Consider the following 23,367-nt stretch of genomic DNA (forward strand, 5'->3'; position numbering starts at 1 on the left):
ATGAAAACAGTCTGGCGCATCCTCCGCATTGTTCTCTACACCCTGCTGATCGTGATTGCGGGAGCGATCGGCGCGCTGGTGGTGCTAACCAAGACCGAGCGCGGCCGCGACAATCTCGCCGGCATCATTTCGCGGCTGGCATCGACCGACGACCGCAAGATCACGGTCAGCGGCATAGACGGCATCTGGTCGGGAGCCCTCAGCGTCGACCATGTCGTGCTGGAGGATCGCGAGGGTGCCTGGCTGGTGGCGCGCAAGGTGGCCGTCGACTGGTCGCCGCTGGCGCTGCTGTCGAAAAACTTCAGCGCCGACCGCATCGCTGCCGAGCGCATAGAACTCGCCCGGTTGCCGGTGGCCAGCACGCAGCCGGCGCCGAGCGGCGGCACGACGACGCTGCCGGTTTCCATCGACATCAAGCAGATCGACCTGCCCGAGATCGCGCTTGGCCAGCAACTGGCCGGCAGCGGCATCGCCGAACTTGCCGCCAGGGGCATGCTCAAGGCCGATGCCGCGCCGCTGGCGGTCGAGACGGTGCTCAACGTCACCCGCCATGACGGCAAGCAAGGCAATGTCGACGCCAAGATCCACTTTGCGCCGGCGGACAACAGGCTCGATCTTGACCTCAAGGCCTCGGAGCCGGCAGGCGGCATCATTGCCAATCTGCTCAAGCTTCCCGATACGCCGCCGGTCGACATAATTGTCTCGGGCACCGGGCCGCTCGCCAATTGGAACGGCATCGGCACGTTCTCGGTCGACGGCAAGATCGTCACCCAGCTGACAGGCCGGCACCAACTGACCGACAAGGGTAATCATGTTGAGGCCAAGGGCGACGGCGATTTCGCTCGCTTCCTGCCTGAGAATCTCAAGCCGCTGTTTGCCGGCAAGACCAGCTTCGATGTCGCCGGCACCGCCACATCGGCCGGTGGCGTCAGTGTCGACCGCGCCAACATCGACAGCGATGCGGTGCACGGCACCGCGACCGGCATTGTCGATCCTGCCGGCGCCAGCGACCTCTCGATCGAACTCGCCGCCAAGGGTCCGCCCGTTGTGATCAGCGTCGGCAGCAAGGCGCAACCGATCACGCTGGCGATCAGCAATGCCACCGCCCGCGCCTTCGGCGACGGCAAGGCACCGATCATCGACATCGGCGCCTCCTTCGTCTCCATCGTTGCTGGCGGCACGCGGCTGGATGATCTGGCGGCGCAGATCCATTCCGACGGCTTTGACATCCAGAACCGCGCCGGGCCGGTCACCGTCAAGCTGCAGGCGGGTGGTCTCAACACCGACGTGGCGACGCTGGCGCCGCTGATCACCGGCAAGATCGATGTCGATCTGGCCGGGTCGGTCAGCAAGGATGCCATTGCCATCGACCAGGGCACGCTGCGCTCCGATGCGCTCAACGCCTCTCTGACGGCGACGGTGGCGCTTGCCGACCTGTCGATGCAGCTGAAGATGAACGCGGATGCCGTGGCGACGGCCTTTCCGCCGCAGATCGCCTCGGTGCTCGGCGCCCGGGTGAAATTCTCGGCCACCGCGGCCCGCGATCCGCAGGGATCCTTCGCCGCCAACTCGATCGAATTCACGTCCGGCACGCTCAGCGCCGCCGGCACGGCCAGCATGCAGGGCACCGACATCCAGGCCGACATCAAGGGCAAATTGGGCGACGTTTCCGTGCTGTCGCCGACAGTCGGCGTGCCGGTTGCCGGTGGCGTCGATTTCGCGCTGTCGGCAAGCGGCGCGATGACGGCGCCGGATTTCACCGTTACCGCCGATAGCGACAGCCTGACGGCATCGGGCCGCACGGTGAAGAGCATCAAGCTGACGGCGAGCGGCAAGGCCGATATCACCAGTCCCGCCGCCAACGTATCGCTGACCGGCTCCGTCAACGACCAGCCGCTCGATATCAAGGCAGCACTGGTGACAAGCGAGGGCAAGCGTTCGATCAACGGATTCCTGGTCTCGCTGGGCGACAACAAGGTCTCGGGCGATCTCGCGCTGGACGACAAGTACATGCCGCTCGGTACGCTGACGCTCGACGCGCCCGCTATCGACCAGTTGGCCGCACTGGCCGGCCAGGCGGTGACGGGCGACATCGACGGCACCATCGGCTTTGCCAAGGAGGGCGACGCGCCCTCCGTCACGATCGATGCGAAGAGCACTTCGATCGCGCGTGGCGACGTGACGGCCAAGGCCATCACCGTCAATGCGCTGATCGCCAATTATCTCAAGGCGCCGGCGATCGCCGGTTCGATAAAGGCTGACAGCGTCACTTCCGGAACCACCGAAATCAGCGGCATCGGCGTCGACCTGAAGCGCGACGGCGATTGGACCAATTTCACCGGCGGCGCCACCATAGCGGGCATTCCGGCGACCGCTGCCGGCCGGGTGAAGATCGCCGACGGCAAGACGAGCGTCGAGATTACCTCGGGCGAGGCGACGGTTCGCGGCATCAAGGCCGCAATCGCTCAGGCGTCGACACTGAGCATCGCCAACGGCACGGCCAGCATCGAGAAACTGGCGCTCGATGTCGGCGGCGGTTCGGTGACGCTGTCGGGCACTGCCGGTCAGACGCTCGACCTCGCGGCGCAATTTTCGGCACTGCCCGCGGCGCTCGCCAATGAATTTTCGCCCGGCCTCGACGCTGTTGGCACGCTCAGCGGCACGGTTGGAGTGACCGGACCGCCGGCCGCTCCCGATGTCCGCTTCAATGCGCAACTGGCCGGTGTCGAAACCAGCCAGACCCGGCAGGCCGGGCTCGGGCCGCTCGCCGTCGATGCGGCCGGCAGCTACACCTTGGCCGGCGGCGTGATGCTCGATCAGGCGACGCTGACCGGCGACAAGATTTCCGGCAAGGCGACCGGCACCCTCAATCCGAACGGCGCCAGCGATTTTGCGCTCGATCTCATCTCATCCGGCCCCAGCCTGCCCCTGACTGTCGGCAGCGCCGAGAGCCCGGTCAAGATCGAGATCCGGTCCTTGTCGGCAAAGGTGGCGGGCGAGAGCACGCGGGCCCGCCTGGATGTCTCCGCGATCCTGCCCTCGATCGTCACCAGTCCGGCGAGGGTGGACGGGCTTGCCCTGGCGTTGCACTCGGATGCGTTCGATCTGAAGAACCGTGCAGGGTCGGTTTCCGGCACAGTGTCGGTGGACAAGGTCGGTCTCGACAATCCGGTGATTGCGCCGCTGATCGCCGGCAAGGTCACGGCGGCGCTCAGCGGTCGCCTGACAGCCGATGCGGTTGCCATAGACAGCGGCTCGCTCAAGAGCGATGCGCTGAACAGCCAGGTTGCCGGCCAGGTATCGCTGCGTGACGGTGCCATAGACCTCAACCTGAAGGCGGATGCCCCATCGTCGGCCTTGCCGGCGGCGGCACGCGGCATGCTTGGCGAACGCGCTGAGATCAGCGCCACGCTGAAGCGCGACCCCAACGGCAGTATCGCTATAGGCGGATTGAAGCTGACCTCGGGCGCGCTGACCGCAGACGGGCAAGCCAGCCTTGCCGACAACAAGGTGGCCGCCGACATCAAGGGTGCGCTGAGCGACATCTCGCTGCTGTCGAAAGACGCCAAGGGCGCCATCGCTTTTGCGTTGAACGCGCAGGGCCCGGCCGCGGCGCCGGACCTGTCGTTGACGGTCGATAGCGACAGGCTCCTGGTGGCATCGCGCGAGATCACCGGGCTGAAGCTGACCGCCACCGGCAAGGCCGATGCTGCCAATCCGGCGGCGAATGTGCAGCTGACCGGCAATGTCGCCGGCCAGGCGCTGCAAGGCAGTGCGGTGCTGGCGACGGCGGACGGCAAGAGCGCCATCAATGGCCTGCTGCTGTCGCTCGGCAAGAACAGGATTTCCGGCGATCTGGCGCTGGATGAAAAGTTCGTGCCGGTCGGCACCATCGCGCTCGACCTGCCCGATATCGGCCCGCTGGCAGCACTTGCCCTGGAGAAGGCCGAAGGCGATGTGCGCGGCACGATCGCCTTTTCGAAGAACGGCAATGCGCCACAGGTCGCAATCAAGGCGGCGACAGCATCGATTACGCGCGGCGACCTGCAGGCGAAAGCCGTCTCGATCGATGCGCTGGTCGCCAACTATCTGGCGGCGCCCGTGATCTCCGGAAAGATTCGCGCCGACACCGTCACGTCGGGCGGCACCGTGATCAGCGGCATCGATGTCGACTTGAAGCGCGACGGCGACTGGACGGGCTTCTCCGGCGGCGCAACCGTCAAGGGCATTCCGGCACAGGCCGCCGGCCGGGTGAAAGTGGCCAACGGCACGACGACCATCGAGCTTGCCTCCGGCCAGGCGACTGTCCAGGGCATCAAGACGGCCATCGCCCAGGCCTCGACCGTCAGCATTGCCAACGGCACAACGACGCTGGACCGGCTGGTGCTCAACCTGGGCGGCGGCACGGCGACGGTGACCGGCAAGGTCGGCACGGCGCTCGACATCAATGCGACGCTGGCGCGCGTGCCGATGTCGCTCGCCAACAGTTTCTCGCCGGGGCTCGACGCCGCCGGTTCGATCTCAGGCACGGTCAAGGTGACGGGTGCGCCGGCGAACCCCGCCATTGCCTTCAACCTCGACGCGGCCGGCGTGCAGACCTCGCAGACGCGCGGTGCCGGTGTCGGTGCGGTGAGTGTCTCCTCGTCGGGCACCTTCGGCGGCAACAAGCTGACCTTCAATGCCAATGTCGGCGATGGCGCCGGCCTTGGCCTCAAGGGCGGCGGCACCGTGACGACGGCCGGCACGCCGTCACTGGTGCTCGACTTCAATGGCGTCGTGCCGTTCGGCCTGCTCAGCCAGAAGCTTGCCACGCAGGGCCTGTCACTGTCTGGAACCGCCAATGTCAACGTGCAGGTGCGCGGTCCCGCGACATCGCCCGTCATCGGCGGCAGCATCAGCACCTCGGGTGCGCGCCTTGTCGATGCGCGCTCCGGCCTCGCCGTCAACGATCTCGCCGCCGATGTCTCGATTGCCGGCGGCGTCGCCAGGATCAACCGGCTGACCGGAACGCTGTCGACGCGCGGCAGCCTGTCGGCCAGCGGCACGGTCGGCATCAACCCGGCGCAGGGTTTCCCGGCCGACCTGTCGATCAAGCTGGTCGACGGCCGCTATACGGACGGCAGGGTGGTGACCGCCAATCTCGGCGGCGACCTGACGATCAAGGGACCGCTGACCTCCGCACCGGTCATCGCCGGCACCGTCAATCTCGCCAAGACGGTGATCACCGTTCCCGACAAATTGCCGGGCTCGCTGGCGGCGCTCGACGTCAAGCACAAGAACGCGCCGGGCGCGGTCAAGGCGCAGGACAAGGCGCTGCGGCCGCCGACGACCAGCGGCAAGGGCGGCGGTAGCGGCCTTGCGCTCGATGTCACGGTCAACGCGCCGAATCAGATATTCATCCAGGGCAGGGGCGTTGATGCCGAACTTGGCGGCTCGCTGAAGCTGACCGGCCCGGCCTCGTCGCCGCAAGCGGTCGGCACCTTCACCTTGCAGCGCGGACGACTGTCGATCCTCGGCAAGCGGCTGACCTTCACCGAAGGCACGGTCGGGTTTTCCGGCTCGCTGGTGCCCTATCTCAATTTGACGGCGACCACGACGACGACCAGCGCCACCGTCACCATCGTGGTGTCGGGCGAAGCGACCAATCCGAAGTTCACCTTCTCCTCGGTGCCGGCGCTGCCCGAGGATGAGGTGCTGGCGCAATTGATCTTCGGCCGCTCGATGTCGAACCTGTCGCCGCTGCAAATCGCCCAGCTCGCCGAAGCGGCGGGGCAGCTGGCCGGCGTCGGCGGCTCGACGTCGCTGCTGGAAAACCTGCGCAGCGCCATTGGCGTCGACGATCTCGACGTCACCACCGACGATCAGGGCGGCACGGCGGTTTCGGCCGGCAAATACCTCAACGACCGCACCTATGTCACCATCCAGAAGGGCGACAAGCCGGGCTCGGGCAAGGCGACGATCGACCTCAATGTCGGGCGCGGCGTCAAGCTGCGCGGCGAGGCCAACGATGCCGGCGAAGCCAAGGGCGGCATCTTCTACGAGAAGGAATACTGACAGTCCGGCGGGGCTTTTGGCCTCATGGTGGATCGATTCTGGTGCTGTGCGGGCCAGAGTAAATGTCTCAGTTTAATCGACTATCGCGATTCCAGAAGAATCCGTCGGGCAGTAGCAAATTTGCGCCAAGACTGTCGTTATCACGCGAACCGCTCCCCTTTCAAAGTTGCACATTCCCTAACATGTTCTCAATCCACGCCGTCTTTGACATCATGGCCTGGATGCGGAATGTTAAAAGGCGGAAAGCCAACAATGGGAGTTAAGTCATGACAATTTATAAGAGTAATGGCGATCGCGTTCCGGATCACATCCTGGCCATGGCCGAAGAAGCCAAGGCAGGCAAGGTGGACCGCCGCGAATTCCTGGCCATGGCCAGCGTCTTCGGCGCATCGACGGCAATGGCTTACGGCTTGCTCGGCCTCGCCGATCCGACGCCGGCGAAGGCCGAAGAGGTAAAGGGCAAGAAGGGCGGCACGCTGAAGATCGCCCAGTGGATCAAAGATCCCAAGGACCCGCGCAAGGCCGACTGGTCGGAAATCGCCAATGCCGAGCGCCAGGCGCTCGAGCCGCTGGTCAAGTACACCTCCGAATACACGTTTCGCCCCTATCTGCTGGAAAGCTGGGACGTCAACGACGACGCCACGCAGTACACGCTGCATGTGCGCAAGGGCGTCACCTGGTCGAATGGCGATGCCTTCACCGCCGATGACGTCATCTTCAACCTGAAGCGCTGGGCTGACAAGAAAGCCGAAGGCAATTCCATGCCCGGCCGTCTCGGCTCGCTGGTCAAGGACGACAAGCTCGACGAAAGCGCCGTAACCAAGCCGGACGACCACACGGTCGTGCTTAAGCTCAGCAAGCCGGACATCGCGCTGATTCCGAACATGTGCGACTATCCCGGGCTGATCGTCCACAAGACCTTCGATGAGAAGGGCGGCGACTTCAAGGCCTGCCCGATCGGCACCGGTCCGTTCGAACTCGTCTCCTACGATGTCGGTCAGAAGGTGGTCTACAAGCGCCGCACCGATGACAAGTGGTGGGACGGCGAAGTGTTCCTCGATGGCCTGGAATTCATCGACTACGGCACCGATCCGGCAGCCATGGTCAGCGCTTTCGAGGCCGGCGAAGTGCACACCAACTTCGAGACTTCGGCCGACTATGTGTCGATCCTCGACGGCATGGACCTGGTGAAGTCGGAAATCGTCACCGCGTCGACCATCGTCTGCCGCACCAACGTCAACAACAAGCCCTATGGCGACCAGAAGGTGCGCAACGCGCTGCAGCTTGCGGTCGACAACAATGTCGTCTTGCAGCTCGGCTACGGCAATGCCGGCTCGGTCGCCGAAAACCACCATGTCTGCTCGATCCATCCGGAATATTACGAGCTGCCCAAGGTTGCCCGTGATCCGGCCAAGGCGAAGGCGCTGATGGCGGAAGCCGGCCAAGCCGACTTCGAACACGAGCTGATCACCGTCGACGAAGACTGGCACAAGAACACCGGCGATGCGATCGCCGCCCAGCTGCGCGACGCCGGCATCAAGGTGAAGCGCACCGTTCTGCCTGGTTCGACGTTCTGGAACGACTGGACGAAGTATCCGCTGTCGATGACCAACTGGAACATGCGTCCGCTCGGCGTCCAGGTTCTGGCCATCGCCTATCGCACCGGCGAGGCCTGGAACGAGGCCGGCTGGTCGAATCCGGACTGGGATGCCAAGCTCAATGCGGCGCTCGCCGTTGCCGACGCCGCCAAGCGCAAGGACATGATGAAGGACATCGAGCAGATCCTGCAGGATTCCGGCATCATGATCCAGCCGTACTGGCGCAAGCTCTACAGCCACTCGGTGAAGGCGGTGCAGAACTATAAGATGCACCCGACCTTCGAGCGCGACTACGGCAAGGTCTGGCTCGACCAGGCTTGATATCGCATCGACATGGAGGGAAGGGGCTCGCTCCCTTCCCTCGCTCTTTGCATTGTCCGTCCCTGCTGGTCCGCACATTCTCAAAAAAGTTGCGGACTCGCGGGCAAGGTCATGCAACAAAAACAGGGTTGATCGCATCCGAAGGCCTGTTTGACAGCCAGCCCCGCCGGTCACGGCAGGGTTGGCTTTCATAGCCGGCTCAAACCCCAACCCATCGGCAGGGGGCCGCCATGCTTTCCTTCGTTATCAGGCGTCTTGGCACCATGGCATTGACGATGCTGTGCCTGACCATGGTCGTCTTCTTCCTGATCAACCTCGAACCCAATCTGAAGAAGCTGGCGATCAGCCAGACCGAAATGCATACGTCGGCCGAGCAGCTCGAGAGCTGGCTGGTCAACCATGGCTACCGGCAGAACTTCTTCGTCCGCTACGGCCAGTGGCTTGGCGTCTTGCCCAAGCAGCCGGTAACCGACCCGGCGACCGGTAAGCCGGCGCAGCGTTTCTCCTTCTGCAACGATCCGCTAGTGCCGACCTTTGCCGGCGTTTTCCAGGGCGATTTCGGCTGCTCGACCAAGTTCAAGGCGACCGTCGCCTCAAAACTGTTTCCGGCACTCGGCGCTACCGGCATCCTGATGTTCTGGGTGCTGGCGGTGATGGTGCCGATCTCGCTGCTGATCGGCATTCTGGCCGGCATGCGTGAGGGGTCGCGAACCGACCGGGTGCTGTCCGTGGCGTCGATCGCCTCGACGGCGACGCCTGAATATGTGTCGGGCGTCATCTTCACCGTCATCTTCGCCTCATGGCTAGGCTGGCTGAACGGCTCGGCGGCTTCGGCCAGCCAGGGCATCACCTTCTACAATTTCACACTGCCGGTGATGACGCTGGCGATCTACGGCATCGGCTATATCGCCCGCATGACGCGAGCTTCGATGGTCGAAGTGATGACGCAGCAATATATCCGTACCGCGCGGTTGAAGGGTCTCTCCTTCGGCAGCGTGGTGGTCAAACATGCCTTGCGCAACGCGCTGATCGCACCGTTCACCGTCATCATGCTGCAGTTCCCTTGGCTGCTCACCGGCGTCGTCATCGTCGAGGTGATGTTCCGCTACCAGGGCTTCGGCTACACGCTGGTCGAGGCGGCCGGCAACAACGATATCGACCTTTTGCTCGGCTGCTCGCTGGTCTCGGTGTTCATCGTCTTGATCACGCAGCTCATTTCCGATGTCGGCTACGCATTTCTCAATCCGCGTATCAGAGTTCAGTAGGGAGCGAAGCCGATGCCGGTTCAATACATCAGTGGCTTCACCGTCGTTTTCGAAGTGCTGTCGCGCTTCTGGCCGGTCTGGATCGCGCTCGTCATCGTCATGGGCGCGAGCTTCGCCTACAAGAAGAAGCTGGCGCTCTACGGCCAGCTGTTCGACAGCGGTGTCGGCATCGTCGGCGTCGGCATCTGCCTGTTCTGGCTGTTCACGGCGATCTTCGCCGCGACCATATCGCCCTTCGATCCGCTGGCCCAGATTCCGATCATGAAGGACGTGCTGCCGGGCGCCGTCGAACCGCAGTCGGGGCTGACCTATCTGTTCGGCGGCGACAAGCTGGCGCGCGACGTGTTTTCGCGCATGGTCTATGGCAGCCAGATCGTGCTGATCATCGCGCCTGCCGCGACCGGCTTCGCGCTGATGGTCGGCATCACGCTCGGCCTGCCCGCCGGCTATTACGGCGGCAAGATCGACACCGTGCTGTCGTTCCTGGCCAACCTTGTGCTCGCCTTCCCGGTGATCCTGCTGTTCTACCTCTTGGTGACGCCGGGCATCATGGACACGCCGATCCCCTATGGCATGGCCGGCGTCTTCTTCCTGTTTCCGATCATCTTCTTCAGCGTGCTGTTCTGGACCCGCTACAAGAACCGGCCCGACCGGCTCTACATCCTGCTCGGCATCACCCTGATCCTCGGTGGCTGGATCTATCTCGGCCTTGTGTTCGATAAGGACCCGCTGCACATCGTCCATATCGATCCAAACCAGCTCAACATCTTCGTGGCGGTGGTGTTCGCCTCCAGCCCCGGCGTGTTCCGCATCGTGCGTGGCCTGGTGATGGACATCAAGACGCGCGACTATGTGGCGGCGGCGCAGACGCGCGGTGAATCGCCCTGGTACATCATGCTGTGGGAGATTCTGCCCAATGCGCGCGGGCCATTGATCGTCGATGCCTGCCTGCGCATCGGCTACACCACGATCCTGCTCGGCACACTCGGTTATTTCGGCCTTGGCCTGGCGCCGGAAAGTCCGGACTGGGGCACCGCGATCAAGGACGCCAGCCGCCTGCTGCGCTCCTTCATCCATCCGGCGCTGCCGCCGACCATCGCACTGATGTCGTTCGTGCTGGGCTTGAACCTGCTCGCCGACTCGCTGCGCGAACAATCGATGAAAGACTGATGTCGCGGGTTTCGACCCGATGGGCCTGAGAGAAACAGGCCTGGAAGAACCAGGATTGGAGCGACCCATGAACGAGGCAGTTCGAAATCCCGCCAAGCCGACCCCCGGGCCAACCAAAGGGCCGATCATCGAGATCGAGAACCTGTCGATCTCCTTCTTCACCCGCAAGGGCGAGATACCGGCGGTCATGGATTTTTCCTGCACCGTCATGCCGGGCGAGGCGATGGGCATCGTCGGCGAATCCGGCTGCGGCAAGTCGACCGTGTCGCTCGGCATCATGCGCGACCTCTCCAACATCGGGAAGATCGTCGGCGGCAAGATCAAGTTCCAGGGCAAGGACATGGGCGAACTCTCCGACGAGGAGTTGCGTTCCATCCGCGGCAACAAGATCGCCATGATCTACCAGGAGCCGATGGCGAGCCTGAACCCGGCGATGAAGGTCGGCCAGCAGCTGATGGAAGTGCCGCTGATCCACGACAAGGTGTCGAAGGAAGAGGCCTATAAACGCGCCCTCGATATGGTGCGCTCGGTCAAATTGCCCGATCCCGAGCGTATGATGCGCTCCTATCCGCACCAGCTCTCCGGCGGCCAGCAGCAGCGCATCGTCATTGCCATGGCGCTGCTGTCGAAGCCGGCGCTGCTTTTGCTCGACGAGCCGACGACGGCGCTCGACGTGACGGTGGAGGCGGGCATCGTCGATCTGGTCAAGGGGCTGGGCGAAAAGTTCGGCACGTCGATGATCTTCGTGTCGCACAATCTCGGCCTGATCCTGGAAACCTGCGATCGCATCACCGTGATGTATTCGGGCGAAGCGGTGGAGACCGGCAAGATCAAGGACGTGTTCGACCGGATGCGCCACCCCTATACGCAAGGGCTGTTCCGCTCGATCCCGCTGCCGGGCGCCGACAAGAACTCACGGCCGCTGATCTCCATCCCCGGACAGCTGCCGCTGCCGCACGAGCGGCCCAAGGGCTGCAATTTCGGCCCGCGCTGCCACCATTTCGTCGAGGGTGTCTGCAACGCCGCCGAAATCCCGATGATCGAGGTCGCTGGTCACGAAGGCCATTTCTCGCGCTGCGTGCGCTTCAACGAGATCGACTGGGAGGCGCTGCCACCCGGTGCCAAGAAGGTCAATGAGCGCGTCGTGCCCGGCGCGCCGGTGCTCAAGATCGAGGACCTCAGAAAATATTACAGGGTCGGCGGCAGCGAGGTGTTCGGCTCGAGCGAGGGCCGCGTCGTCAAGGCCAACGAGACGATCTCGTTCATGGCGCGCGAATCCGAGACGGTCGCCATCGTCGGCGAATCCGGCTGCGGAAAGTCGACGCTGGCCAAGGTGCTGCTCGGGCTGGAGACGGCAAGTGCCGGCACGGTGACGCTGGGCAACACGGAAATCCAGTCGACGGGGATCGACAAACGGAGCGTCGACACGGTGTCGTCGATCCAGATGGTGTTCCAGAATCCGTTCGACACGCTCAATCCCAGCCATTCGGTCGGTTCGCAGATCATCCGCACGCTGGAGAAGTTCAATGTCGGCAAGACGGTTGCCGATCGCCGCAAGCGGATGCTGGAGCTGCTCGACCTGGTGAAGCTGCCGCGGGCATTCGAAACCCGCAAGCCGCGTCAGCTTTCGGGCGGCCAGAAGCAGCGCATCGGCGTGGCGCGAGCCTTTGCCGGTGACGCCAAGGTGGTGGTGGCCGACGAGCCGGTCTCGGCATTGGACGTGTCGGTGCAGGCGGCGGTGACCGAACTGCTGATGGACATCCAGCGTAAGAACAAGACGACGATGCTGTTTATCAGCCACGATCTGTCCGTCGTTCGCTACATCGCCGACCGCGTCGTCGTCATGTATCTCGGCTACATCGTCGAGCAAGGCACGACCGACCAGATCTTCGCACCGCCCTATCATCCCTACACCGAGGCGCTGCTGTCGGCGATCCCGATCGCCGACACGAGTGTCGTGAAGAAGCACATCGTGCTGGAAGGCGACATCCCGTCGGCGATGAACCCGCCATCCGGCTGTCCGTTCCAAACCCGTTGCGGCTACAAGAAGCTGGTGCCGGACAATCTCTGCGAGACCAAGGTGCCGCCGGTCAAGCATCTCGGCGACGGTCATATGAGCCTGTGCTGGCTCTCCGACGACGTGCTGGCCAAGATGGAGCCCGTGATCAAGTTCGACAAGGAACACGCCGCGCACGAAGGTATGCCGGACGACGCGCCGCATGGCGATGGCCCCGGTTTTGCTGGCACCCCACCAAAGCGTCCGCGCGGCAAAAGGCCGAGCTGACAGTCCGAAGATCGAAATCAACGATGCGGCAAGCTCAGTTCCCGCACTCGCTCAACTGCTGGGCATAGTCCCGCGCCATCTTGTCGGTGGCCCGGGCATAGCCCTGCACACCGGCATCGCCCCTGTTGCCGCGGCCATAGGCGGTCCAGCCGAGATAGTAGGCAAGGTAGAGATTGTAGGTGTCGTTGCGGGCGACGCCGTAGGTGTCAGATGTCTTGGAATGATACCAGCCGACGAAATCGACCGCATCGGCGAATTTCGTCCGCCGCGCCGCCCAGTTGCCGGTCTCGCGCTGATATTGCGACCAGGTGCCGTCCAGCGCCTGCGAGAAGCCGGTGGCTGTGGAGACGTGCTTCCACGGAATGAAGCCGAGCAGCTTGGTACGCGGCGGCCTTGCATTGCTCTTGAAGCCCGATTCCTTGCGCACCGTCGCCATCAGTACGGGAACGGGGATGCCGTATTTCTGCTGCGTGCGCTCGGCGGCAGACTGCCAGTTGTCGAACCAGCCGTCATTCTGGTCGAAGACGGCGCAAACATTGTTGATGTGATTGGGCGGCGTGGCGCAGGCCGAAAGCGCCAGCAGCACGCAAACCGCACCAATTTTACTAAAACTCGAACTACGCATCGGCAGAGCAATAGGCCGAAATTATAAAGGGAATCTTGCAGCGTCCATTAACGCTTCGCCCGAGCGGTCGCTCGAGGAAATCCCATATCAACAATCCGACATATTTCGTCGTGTTCTCTAAATGGATACTCCAGAAATGCCGCCGTGGCTAAAATCACGCCCGCAAACGGCGTATTTATGACAGCTTGCCTGGTTTGCCGGGGCTTTGATGCCAGGCATGAACGAACCAAGACGCAAACGCGGCGCCGAGCGCACCAGCAATCGGGGGCCATCGGCCATTCCGCAACTGCCGCTCAGGCGGGTGACCAATCCCTATCCGCCAATGGCCATGCTGTCGCCCGATCAGATCGAGCAGATCCATCAGGCGTCGATGCACATATTGGAGAATTTCGGCATCGAGGTGATGAGTCCGCGCGCGCTGTCGCTGTTCGAGAAGGCCGGCGCCAGGGTCGATCATGCCTCAGCGAATGTCCGCATCGATCGCGGTCTGATCGAAGACGTGCTGAAGACCACGCAGCCCAGCTATGTGTTGACGCCGCGCAACCCGGCCAACGCGGTTCATCTGGGCGGCAACACCATTAATTTCACTCTCGTTGCCGGGCCGCCCAATGTCCATGACATGGAGCGCGGCCGCCGCACCGGAAATTTGCGCGACTATTCGGATCTCACACGGCTGGCGCAGCATTTCAACTGTATCCACATGCTGGGCAACCAGGTCTGCGCGCCGGTGGAGCTGCCGGCAAACTCCCGCCATCTCGATACTTATTTCACCAATCTGACGCTGACCGACAAGAGTTTCCATGTCTCGGCGATCGGCCGGGGCAGGGCATTGGACGGCATCGAGATGATGGCGATTTCGCGTGGGCTGACGCTCGACCAGATGCGCGACGATCCCGGCATCACCACCATCATCTCGGTCAACTCCCCGCGCCGCTTCGACGAAATGATGGCCGAAGGACTGATGACCATGGCCGAGTTCGGCCAGTCGGTGGCGGTGACGCCGTTCACGCTGATGGGGGCGATGAGCCCGGTGACGCTGGCCGGGGCGCTGGCGCAGCAGAATGCCGAGGCGCTGTTCGGCGTCGTGCTGACGCAGCTTGTCCGTCCGGGCGCGCCGGTCATGTATGGCGCCTTCACCTCCAATGTCGACATGAAGTCGGGCGCGCCGGCCTTCGGCACGCCTGAGAATACCAAGGCCAACATTGCGTCAGGGCAACTGGCGCGGCGCTACGGGCTGCCGTACCGCACGACGCCAGGCTCGGCTTCCAATGCCGCCGACGCGCAGGGCGCCTATGAGACGCTGATGGCGCTGTGGGGCGCGGTGCTCGGCCACGGCAATCTCGTCTACCACGCCGCCGGCTGGCAGGAGGGCGGGCTGACGGCGTCGTTCGAAAAACTCATCATCGATGTCGAGATGATCCAGCATATGATGGAGTTCTTGCGCCCGATCGAAGTCAATGAGGCGGAACTCGCCGTCGAGGCTTTGGGTGCGGTGCCAACCGGTGGGCATTTCTTCGGCGAGCCGCACACGCTGGAGCGCTACGCCACTGCCTTCTACCAGCCGATGCTGTCCAACTGGCAGAATTACGAAGCCTGGCAGGAAGCCGGCGGCCTCGACGCCACGGCACGCGCGACGCGGCTGTGGAAGAAAGCGCTGGAGGACTATGTCGAGCCGGTGATGGATATCGCCGTGCGCGAGGCGCTAGAGGCTTACATGGCCAGGCGCAAGGAAGCGATCGGGCAGGGCGAGCCGTGATCGTTCCCAGCTTGAATCCATTCACCCATTCAACTCACTGATATCAGAGAAAAAATCCATGAAATCGCATGCAAAGGTCGTGGTCATTGGCGGTGGCGTCGTCGGATGCTCCGTGTTGTTCCATCTCGCCCGCCACGGCTGGACCGATGTTGTCCTGCTGGAGCGCGACGAGCTGACCTCAGGCTCGACCTGGCACGCGGCCGGGGGCATGCACACCATCAATGGCGACCCCAACGTCGCCAAGCTGCAGAAATACACGATCAATCTCTACAAGGAGATCGAGGAGCTTTCCGGCCAGGCGACCGGCGTGCATCTGACCGGTGGCGTGCTTCTGGCAGCGACCGAGGCGCGGTTCGACTGGCTGCGCGGCGTCGTCGCCAAGGGCCGCTATCTCGGCATCGAGCTCGAGGAGATCTCGCCCAACGAAGCGGCCGAACTGATGCCGCTGCTCGATCCCAAGCAGTTCGTCGGCGCGGTCAGGAACAAAGAGGACGGCCATCTCGATCCCTCCGGCGTCACCCACGCCTATGCCAAGGCCGCGCGGAAACTTGGGGCGGAAGTGGAGCGTTTCACCAAGGTCGAGGACATCGTGCGGCGCCCTGACGGGCTGTGGCGGGTCATCACCAACAAGGGCGAGGTGGTGGCCGAGCATGTCGTCAACGCCGGCGGCCTGTGGGCGCGCGAGGTCGGCCGCATGGTCGGCCTCGAACTGCCGGTGCTGGCCATGGAGCACATGTACCTGATCACCGAGGACATGCCGGAGGTCGCCGCCTGGAACGCCAAGACCGGCACCGAGATCATCCACGCGGTCGACTTCGACGGCGAGCTTTACCTGCGCCAGGAGCGCGGCGGCATGCTGATGGGCACTTACGAAAAGGCCAACAAGCCATGGTCCGAATACCAGACGCCATGGAATTTCGGCCATGAATTGCTGGCGCCCGACATCGACCGCATCGCGCCGTCGCTTGAGGTCGGCTTCCGCCATTTCCCGGCCTTCCAGAACACGGGCATCAAGCAGATCATCAACGGGCCTTTCACCTTCGCGCCCGACGGCAACCCATTGGTCGGGCCGGTGCGCGGGCTGCCGGGCTTCTGGGTCGCCTGCGGTGTCATGGCCGGGTTTTCGCAAGGCGGCGGCGTCGGCCTCGCTTTGTCGAACTGGATGATCGAGGGCGATCCCGGCGCCGACATCTGGGCGATGGATGTCGCGCGCTACGGCGACTGGGCGACGATGGCCTATACCAACGCCAAGGTGCGCGAGAATTATTCCAGGCGCTTTTCGATCCGCTTCCCCAATGAGGAGCTGCCCGCCGGGCGGCCGCTGAAGACGACGCCGGTCTACGACCTGCTGTCGGCCAAGGGTGCGCAATGGGGCGTTGCCTATGGGCTGGAAGTGCCGCTGTGGTACGCGCCGGAAGGCGTCAAGGACGAATTCTCCTGGCGACGCTCGAGCGATTTCACGCAGGTCGCCAAGGAGGTCGCCACGGTTCGCGACGGTGTCGGCCTATCGGAGATTTCGAGCTTCGCCAAATACAAGGTGACGGGTGAGGGAGCGGCCGCCTGGCTCGACCGGATGCTTGCCTGCAAACTGCCCAAGCCCGGCCGCATGACGCTGGCGCCGATGCTGAAGGAAGACGGCAGACTGATCGGCGATTTCACCCTCGCCAATCTCGGAAGCGAGGGCTGGTTCCTCGCCGGCTCCGGCATCGCCGAGCAATACCATATGCGCTGGTTCGAGAAGCACCTGCCTGACGATGGATCGGTCCGCATCGAGGCGCTGGGCGCGAAGCTCACCGGTCTGTCGATCGCCGGCCCGAAGGCGCGGGATGTGCTGGCAAAGGCGACGCGCTCGGATGTCTCCAATGCGGCCTTTTCCTTCATGGCCATTGGCCGGATGGATATCGGCATGGCGCCGTGCCTGGTCGGCCGTGTGAGCTATACCGGCGATCTCGGCTACGAGATCTGGGTGGCGCCGGAATACCAGCGCGCCGCGTATCAAGCGCTGATGGCGGCGGGCGGGGAATTCGGCATCGGCCTGTTCGGCTCGCGCGCGCTCAATGCGCTGCGGCTGGACAAGAATTACGGCTCATGGGGGCGCGAGTACCGGCCGATCTACGGGCCGCTGGAAGCGGGGCTCGACCGCTTCGTTGCTTACGGCAAGGACGCCGATTTCATAGGCAAGGCCGCGGCGCTGGCCGAGCGCAGGCAGGGCGGCAAATTGCGCCTGCGCGCTTTTATCGTCGATGCCGACGATGCCGATGTCATTGGCGATGAGCCGATCTGGTTCGATGGTGCGGTGCGCGGCTGGGTGACGTCGGGCGGCTATGCGCATCATTCGAAGAAATCCGTCGCCGTCGGCTATGTGCCGAAGGAGATCGCTGATGAGAGCGACGGCTTCGAGATCGAGCTGCTGGGCAAGCGCCATGCGGCGCGCATTCAGGCGGTGCCGCTGTTCGACGCCAATTTCGAACGGATGCGTGCTTGAAGCGCTTCGGCTTCGCCGATGCGCTTCAGATTCCTGTTTTGTGCATGTCGTTGTCCCAAAACCGCCGGGCACTTTTGGGCGACATGCACCAGGCCCGCATCCTCTTTCTGGCGTCAGGCGCTGCGGCGGCTGTCCAGCGCGAAAGCGCCGGCGCCGGCAAACACCAGATAGAGGAAGATGAAGCAGAACGAGATCGCCGAATCGCCGCCATTGTTGACCGGGAAGAAGTCGCGCGGCATGTGCGCCATGAAATAGGCGATCGCCATTTCGCCGGCCAGAAGGAATGCCACCGGTCGCGTGAACAGGCCCAGCGCGAGCAGGATGCCGCCGGCGAATTCGAGGATGGCGGCAGTCGTGGTCAGCCCGGAAAGGGCGTGGGGATCGACGCTGACGGGGAAGTTGAACAGTTTCTGGCTGCCATGCTCGATGAACTGCAGCGCGGTCATGATGCGCAACACGCCGAGCGCCTGCGGCTGGTATCTGGAGAGGCTTTCGAAAAGCTTCATAATGACTCCATTTTCAATCCGTCGGCCATAGATTATCGCCCAGGAATGGACCATTCACTTCCCATGGCCTGGCGTCAACAATCGGTGATTGAAAATGTCCCCAGCTTGACCCTTCATATTTTTCCCGCAAGGGTTGCATTTATATCGTCGCGGTTGTATTAGTGCGGCCACTCTAGAAATGTGGGTTCCCTTTGCCATGAAAAAAGTCGCCATCAGCCTCTTCGCAATTCTTGCAGGCACCAGCTTTGCCATGGCCGAGGATGCCGGCTGTGAGGCCTTCAAGTGGCCCGTGACGCGGGAGCAGACCCTGTTTGCCGCGGCACCGGCAACGCCGTCCGGAGCGGCACTGGCGGTTGGTGCGGCTGCGGACCTGGCGCTGGTGCCGGTAGAGAAAGCCGGTTTTGCGGTAGCGCCCGAACGTGCGCCGGCATCAGACAGTTTCGGGGCCGTCGCCAGCGTGGAGGTGCCATCCGAGGGAGCCATCCAGATAAGTCTCTCGGGGGAGGCCTGGATCGATGTCATCCAGGATGGCCAGGCCATCAAGTCGGCGGGCTACAGTGGCGTGAAAACATGCCCTGGCATCCGCAAGAGCGTGCGCTTCAAGCTTGCGCCCGGCCCGGCCACCGTTCAGTTCAGCGGCGCGAAAAAAGCTGAGTTGAAGGTTGCGGTGCTGGCGCCGGAATGAGGCGGCGCCAGGCAGGGGAGAGGCCTTCATCGGTGGTCCGATGAAAGCCCGCACTTTGTGTCAGCGGTGTTCGATCGCCGTCAGCGGACTGGCGCCATCAAGGCGAAGTGCGCGCCTTGCGGGTCCTGGCACTGCACGATCCAACTGCCGCCGGGGACCTCCATCGGCCCCATCAGGATCTTGCCGCCATTGTCGGTGACCCGTTTGGCCGCCGCGTCGATGGCCGCAACGTTGAAGTAGAATTGCCAGACCGGGACCGGGATCTGCGCGGGCTTGTTCATGATGCCGCCGCCGGATTCGGGGCCGGCCGTAAAAGTCTGGTACGTGCCCATCGGGCCCATGTCGAAATCGCCGGCGTCGACCCAGCCGAACTGGTCGGAATAGAAATCGAACGCGGCTTTCCAGTCCGACGTGTAAAGCTCGTGCCAGCCGATGTGGCCCGGCGTGCTGGCCGGCACGACAGGCTGGTCGGGACCGTTCGGCTGCAGGAACATGAAGGTCGCGCCTTGCGGATCGGCGACGACGGCAAAGCGGCCGACGCCCGGAATGTCGTCGGGCTGGCGGTGAACGGTGCCGCCGGCTTTCTCCAGCGATGCAGTTGCGGCATCGACATCCCTGGTGTGGATATAGCCGAGCCAGGCAGGCGGCATGCCCATCTTGGCGGCATCCTCGGGCAAGGTCATCAGGCCGCCGACGCCACGTTCGCCGACATTCATGACGATGTAGCGCGGCATGCCGGGTCCCTTATCGAAGGGCTGCGCCGTCCAGCCGACCACTTGGGTGTAGAACGCCTCGGCGGCGTCGAGATCTGATGTCATCAATTCGTACCAGAAGAAGGGCATCGGGGTTTTTGGCATTTTCGGTCTCCTCACCTTTCATGGATCGATCGTCGTCCATCATAGGACGATCCTCACGACGGAAATCCGACACCGCCCGGACAACAATGGGTGTGTGTGCCAAGCGTTCCCTGATTGCGCATCCAGCGGTTTTCGATTTCTCTGCGGTCATGAGGGGTTGTCGTCCATGCGCTTGATGTCGCTCACGCCCGAGCTTGTCGCACTGTGCCATCGGGAAGAGGCCGATCCCGGTCCGGACCCGAGCTGGACAGACATGAACGACGAGGACTTTCGAACCCTCGCCTTGCGACTGTCCAATGAAGCCGATGAGGGACCGTTATGGGTGTTCGCCTATGGGTCGCTGATCTGGAAGCCGGAATTCGAGTCGGTCGAGCAACAGCTCGCCACGGCCTTCGGCTGGCACCGCTCCTTCTGCCTCGACATGGTGCGCTGGCGCGGCAGCGCCGAGCAGCCTGGGTTGATGATGGCGCTCGAGCGGGGCGGGCGCTGCAACGGCGTGATCTATCGCTTGCCGGAGGGTGAGAAGCCGGCGCAGATCGAAAGGCTGTTGCGGCGCGAGATCAGCGACCATGAAAGCATCGAGACGGTTCGCTGGCTGCCGGTGCATACGCCGCAGGGTAAGCTGCGCGCGCTCGGCTTCTGGGTCGGCGTGAAGGGCAGGGGAACGTCGCTGAACCAGCCGCTGGACAGAGTGGCGAGCGTGCTGGCCAGAGCCTGCGGGCATATCGGATCCGGCGCCGAATATCTCTACAACACGGTCAGCCATCTCGAAGCATTCGGCATCCGCGACCGCAATCTGTGGCGATTGCAGAAATTGGTGGCGCAGGAGGTCAGGGCCATCCATGGCCGCAAGCTTGAGCCTGGCCTTTCGCTCGCACTGCAAGCCCGACCGCAGTCGCAATAATATGAGTAAAAAAATCATGTTATTGCCGAGCCTTTTCAGTGACTTGCGTCGAAAATTGACCAATTGATAAAAAAATAAAACGTGCTAGCCTTCCCCAAAAGAAAACATGGGGAACTGACGATGCCAGAAGGCCAATTCAGGGAAGGCATTGCGGGCGGCAGGCTCTCGGCCGACCAGTATGCGGATAATTTTTCCGACCTGCATCCGCCGCTCGATCACCACGAGGCGCTGGTCGAATCCGATCGCTGCTATTTCTGCTACGACGCGCCGTGCATGAATGCATGCCCGACCTCGATCGACATTCCGCTGTTCATCCGCCAGATCTCGACCGGCAATCCGATCGGTTCGGCCAAGACCATCTTCGACCAGAACATATTGGGCGGCATGTGCGCCCGCGTCTGCCCGACCGAGACGCTGTGCGAGGAAGTCTGCGTGCGCGAGGTGGCGGAAGGCAAGCCGGTGCAGATCGGCCGCCTGCAGCGCTACGCCACCGACGTCGCCATGGGCGAGAACAAGCAGTTTTATCCGCGCGCCGAGCCGACCGGCAAGACGGTCGCCGTGGTCGGCGCCGGGCCGGCCGGCCTTGCCGCCGCGCACCGGCTCGCCCGCCACGGCCATGACGTGACCATCCTGGAGGCGCGCGCGAAGGCCGGCGGCCTCAACGAATACGGCATCGCCGCCTACAAGAGCGTCGACGATTTCGCCCAGGCCGAAGTCGACTACGTGACCGCGATCGGCGGTATCGACATCCAGAACGGCAAGGCGCTCGGCCGCGACTATCAGCTGTCGGATCTGATCCGCAATTACGACGCGGTGTTTCTCGGCATGGGCCTTGGCGGTGTCAATGCGCTGCGTGCCGATGGCGAGGACGCTGACGGCGTCATCAACGCGGTCGAGTTCATTGCCGAGCTGCGCCAGGCCAGCGACCTTTCCGGCCTGCCGGTTGGTCGCCGCGTCGTCGTCATCGGTGGCGGCATGACGGCCATCGACGCCGCGGTACAGTCGAAGCTGCTCGGCGCCGAGGAGGTGACGATCTGCTACCGGCGCGGCCAGGAGCACATGAATGCGTCTGAGTTCGAGCAGGATCTGGCCGCTGCCAATGGCGTCAGCATCCGTCACTGGCTGCAGCCGAAGCGGGTGATCGCCGAGAGCGGCAAGGTCACTGCCGTCGAACTCGAATACACCGCCCTCAACGGCGACAGGCTTGCCGGCACCGGCGAGACGCTGACGCTCGTTGCCGACCAGGTGTTCAAGGCGATTGGACAGAGCTTTGTCCCGGCCGCCCTCAATGGCAGCGGTGCATCGATCGAGCTCGAAGCCGGCCGCATCAAGGTGGATTCGGAAGGTCGCACGTCGCTTGCCAAGGTCTGGGCCGGTGGCGACTGCATCTTCGGTGGCGACGACCTCACCGTCTCGGCGGTCGCGCAGGGACGCGACGCTGCGGAGAGCATCAATCGGGCACTGACCTCGAACGGGAGGGCATGAGCATGGCGGATATCAGAAACAATTTCGTTGGCATCAAGTCGCCCAATCCGTTCTGGCTGGCCTCGGCGCCGCCGACCGACAAGGCCTACAACGTCATCCGCGCCTTCAAGGCCGGCTGGGGCGGCGTGGTGTGGAAGACGCTGGGCGAGGAGGGCCCACCGGTGGTCAACGTCAACGGTCCGCGCTACGGCGCGATCTGGGGCGCCGACCGCCGCCTGCTCGGCCTCAACAACATCGAACTGATCACCGACCGCGACCTGCAGGTCAATTTGCGCGAGATCAAGCAGGTCAAGAAGGACTGGCCCGACCGCGCCATCGTCGTCTCGCTCATGGTGCCTTGCGTCGAGGAGGCCTGGAAGGCGATCCTGCCTGTGGTCGAGGAGACGGAGGCCGACGGTATCGAGCTCAATTTCGGCTGTCCGCACGGCATGTCGGAACGCGGCATGGGCGCCGCCGTCGGCCAGGTGCCGGAATATATCGAAATGGTGGTGCGCTGGTGCAAGCAGAACACCCGTATGCCCGTCATTACCAAGCTGACGCCCAACATCACCGATGTGCGCAAGCCCGCGCGCGCAGCACATGCCGGCGGCACCGACGCGGTGTCGCTGATCAACACCATCAATTCGATCACTGGTGTCGATCTCGACAGCTTCGCGCCGCAGCCGACCATCGACGGCAAGGGCTCGCATGGCGGCTATTGCGGGCCGGCGGTGAAGCCGATCGCCATGAACATGGTGGCCGAGATCGCGCGCGATCCGGAAACGCAGGGCCTGCCGATCTCCGGCATCGGCGGCATCACCACCTGGCGTGACGCGGCCGAATTCATGGCGCTCGGCGCCGGCAATGTGCAGGTCTGCACGGCGGCGATGACCTACGGCTTCAAGATCGTGCAGGAGATGATCGCGGGCCTGGAAAACTGGATGGACGAGAAGGGGCACGCCTCGCTCGACGACATCATCGGCCGCGCCACGCCCAATGTCACCGATTGGCAGTATCTCAACCTGAACTACGTCGCCAAGGCGCATATCGACCAGGATGCCTGCATCAAGTGCGGCCGCTGCCACATCGCCTGCGAGGACACTTCGCACCAGGCGATCACCAGCATGGTCGACGGCGTCAGGCACTTCGAGGTCATCGAGGCCGAGTGTGTCGGCTGCAATCTCTGCGTCAATGTCTGCCCGGTCGAGAACTGCATTACCATGGAGCCGCTGGCAGCCGGTGTGATGGACCAGCGCACCGGCAGGCCGGTATCGCCGGTCTACGCCAACTGGACCACGCACCCGAACAACCCGATGGCCAAGGTGGCTGCGGAGTAGGAACTACCCCAAGAGAAAAGCGGCGCTTTCGAGCGCCGTTTTTCATTTTCCTATTG

At 63.5% G+C, this 23,367-nt stretch carries 14 protein-coding genes; 11 read left to right on the plus strand and 3 right to left on the minus strand.

The features are described from left to right. The 5 genes from A9K65_RS16680 (at position 1) to A9K65_RS16700 (ending at position 12,692) form a co-directional block, all read left to right on the plus strand. Positions 1 to 6,054, plus strand: a complete 6,054-nt coding sequence (locus A9K65_RS16680; protein WP_064993858.1) for a translocation/assembly module TamB domain-containing protein — start codon at positions 1 to 3, stop codon at positions 6,052 to 6,054. A gap of 266 nt (positions 6,055 to 6,320) precedes the next feature. Beyond that, a complete protein-coding gene (locus A9K65_RS16685; protein WP_013530882.1) occupies positions 6,321 to 7,973 on the plus strand; it encodes an ABC transporter substrate-binding protein in 1,653 nt (550 codons plus the stop codon). 230 nt (positions 7,974 to 8,203) lie between these two features. Continuing rightward, positions 8,204 to 9,238: an ABC transporter permease gene (locus A9K65_RS16690; RefSeq protein ID WP_013530883.1), complete on the plus strand. Its 1,035-nt coding sequence runs from the start codon at positions 8,204 to 8,206 to the stop codon at positions 9,236 to 9,238. 12 nt (positions 9,239 to 9,250) lie between these two features. After that, on the plus strand, positions 9,251 to 10,408 hold the full coding sequence (locus A9K65_RS16695; protein ID WP_013530884.1) for an ABC transporter permease: 1,158 nt from the start codon (positions 9,251 to 9,253) through the stop codon (positions 10,406 to 10,408). Between the two features lie 67 nt (positions 10,409 to 10,475). Then, positions 10,476 to 12,692, plus strand: coding sequence for an ABC transporter ATP-binding protein (locus A9K65_RS16700; RefSeq protein WP_024501517.1), 2,217 nt, complete (start codon positions 10,476 to 10,478; stop codon positions 12,690 to 12,692). Between the two features lie 34 nt (positions 12,693 to 12,726). Here A9K65_RS16700 and A9K65_RS16705 read toward each other — a convergent pair whose 3' ends face one another. After that, complete coding sequence (locus A9K65_RS16705) at positions 12,727 to 13,317, minus strand: transglycosylase SLT domain-containing protein (RefSeq protein WP_013530886.1); 591 nt, start codon at positions 13,315 to 13,317, stop codon at positions 12,727 to 12,729. 217 nt (positions 13,318 to 13,534) lie between these two features. Between A9K65_RS16705 and A9K65_RS16710 the strand changes: the two genes are divergently transcribed. Further along, the gene (locus A9K65_RS16710) at positions 13,535 to 15,073 is read left to right on the plus strand and encodes a trimethylamine methyltransferase family protein (RefSeq protein WP_064994049.1); all 1,539 of its coding nucleotides are present in this window, start codon (positions 13,535 to 13,537) and stop codon (positions 15,071 to 15,073) included. Positions 15,074 to 15,131: 58 nt separating this feature from the next. After that, positions 15,132 to 17,558 (plus strand): FAD-dependent oxidoreductase, encoded by a 2,427-nt coding sequence (locus tag A9K65_RS16715; RefSeq protein WP_064993857.1) that lies wholly within the window; start codon positions 15,132 to 15,134, stop codon positions 17,556 to 17,558. 113 nt (positions 17,559 to 17,671) lie between these two features. On the opposite strand, the gene A9K65_RS16720 is transcribed toward A9K65_RS16715, so the two are convergent. Then, positions 17,672 to 18,064 carry a DoxX family protein gene (locus A9K65_RS16720; RefSeq protein WP_013530889.1) on the minus strand — a complete coding sequence of 131 codons (393 nt, stop codon included), beginning with the start codon at positions 18,062 to 18,064 and terminating at the stop codon, positions 17,672 to 17,674. A 196-nt stretch (positions 18,065 to 18,260) separates the two neighbouring features. On the opposite strand from A9K65_RS16720, the gene A9K65_RS16725 reads away from it, so the two are divergent. After that, positions 18,261 to 18,749, plus strand: a complete 489-nt coding sequence (locus A9K65_RS16725; RefSeq protein WP_084652544.1) for a hypothetical protein — start codon at positions 18,261 to 18,263, stop codon at positions 18,747 to 18,749. A gap of 80 nt (positions 18,750 to 18,829) precedes the next feature. On the opposite strand, the gene A9K65_RS16730 is transcribed toward A9K65_RS16725, so the two are convergent. Next, the gene (locus tag A9K65_RS16730; protein WP_064993856.1) at positions 18,830 to 19,606 is read right to left on the minus strand and encodes a VOC family protein; all 777 of its coding nucleotides are present in this window, start codon (positions 19,604 to 19,606) and stop codon (positions 18,830 to 18,832) included. Positions 19,607 to 19,772: 166 nt separating this feature from the next. On the opposite strand from A9K65_RS16730, the gene A9K65_RS16735 reads away from it, so the two are divergent. The 3 genes from A9K65_RS16735 (at position 19,773) to preA (ending at position 23,311) form a co-directional block, all read left to right on the plus strand. After that, positions 19,773 to 20,510 (plus strand): gamma-glutamylcyclotransferase, encoded by a 738-nt coding sequence (locus A9K65_RS16735; RefSeq protein WP_064993855.1) that lies wholly within the window; start codon positions 19,773 to 19,775, stop codon positions 20,508 to 20,510. A 120-nt stretch (positions 20,511 to 20,630) separates the two neighbouring features. Further along, positions 20,631 to 21,995, plus strand: a complete 1,365-nt coding sequence (locus tag A9K65_RS16740) for an NAD(P)-dependent oxidoreductase (protein WP_024501512.1) — start codon at positions 20,631 to 20,633, stop codon at positions 21,993 to 21,995. Between the two features lie 2 nt (positions 21,996 to 21,997). Next, on the plus strand, positions 21,998 to 23,311 hold the full coding sequence (gene preA / locus A9K65_RS16745; RefSeq protein ID WP_064994048.1) for an NAD-dependent dihydropyrimidine dehydrogenase subunit PreA: 1,314 nt from the start codon (positions 21,998 to 22,000) through the stop codon (positions 23,309 to 23,311). Positions 23,312 to 23,367 lie beyond the last annotated feature (56 nt).

It is taken from the genome of Mesorhizobium sp. WSM1497 (assembly GCF_001672455.2).
Taxonomy (GTDB): Bacteria; Pseudomonadota; Alphaproteobacteria; order Rhizobiales; family Rhizobiaceae; genus Mesorhizobium; species Mesorhizobium ciceri.

What these genes read in the sequence shown, in the direction of transcription:
- A9K65_RS16715 (WP_064993857.1), top strand. Translation starts at nt 15,132, where the DNA reads ATGAAATCGCATGCAAAGGTCGTGGTCATTGGCGGTGGCGTCGTCGGA.
- A9K65_RS16720 (WP_013530889.1), bottom strand. Translation starts at nt 18,064, where the DNA reads ATGAAGCTTTTCGAAAGCCTCTCCAGATACCAGCCGCAGGCGCTCGGC.
- A9K65_RS16700 (WP_024501517.1), top strand. Translation starts at nt 10,476, where the DNA reads ATGAACGAGGCAGTTCGAAATCCCGCCAAGCCGACCCCCGGGCCAACC.
- A9K65_RS16740 (WP_024501512.1), top strand. Translation starts at nt 20,631, where the DNA reads ATGCCAGAAGGCCAATTCAGGGAAGGCATTGCGGGCGGCAGGCTCTCG.
- A9K65_RS16725 (WP_084652544.1), top strand. Translation starts at nt 18,261, where the DNA reads ATGAAAAAAGTCGCCATCAGCCTCTTCGCAATTCTTGCAGGCACCAGC.
- A9K65_RS16680 (WP_064993858.1), top strand. Translation starts at nt 1, where the DNA reads ATGAAAACAGTCTGGCGCATCCTCCGCATTGTTCTCTACACCCTGCTG.
- preA (WP_064994048.1), top strand. Translation starts at nt 21,998, where the DNA reads ATGGCGGATATCAGAAACAATTTCGTTGGCATCAAGTCGCCCAATCCG.
- A9K65_RS16710 (WP_064994049.1), top strand. Translation starts at nt 13,535, where the DNA reads ATGAACGAACCAAGACGCAAACGCGGCGCCGAGCGCACCAGCAATCGG.
- A9K65_RS16730 (WP_064993856.1), bottom strand. Translation starts at nt 19,606, where the DNA reads ATGCCAAAAACCCCGATGCCCTTCTTCTGGTACGAATTGATGACATCA.
- A9K65_RS16705 (WP_013530886.1), bottom strand. Translation starts at nt 13,317, where the DNA reads ATGCGTAGTTCGAGTTTTAGTAAAATTGGTGCGGTTTGCGTGCTGCTG.
- A9K65_RS16690 (WP_013530883.1), top strand. Translation starts at nt 8,204, where the DNA reads ATGCTTTCCTTCGTTATCAGGCGTCTTGGCACCATGGCATTGACGATG.
- A9K65_RS16685 (WP_013530882.1), top strand. Translation starts at nt 6,321, where the DNA reads ATGACAATTTATAAGAGTAATGGCGATCGCGTTCCGGATCACATCCTG.
- A9K65_RS16695 (WP_013530884.1), top strand. Translation starts at nt 9,251, where the DNA reads ATGCCGGTTCAATACATCAGTGGCTTCACCGTCGTTTTCGAAGTGCTG.
- A9K65_RS16735 (WP_064993855.1), top strand. Translation starts at nt 19,773, where the DNA reads ATGCGCTTGATGTCGCTCACGCCCGAGCTTGTCGCACTGTGCCATCGG.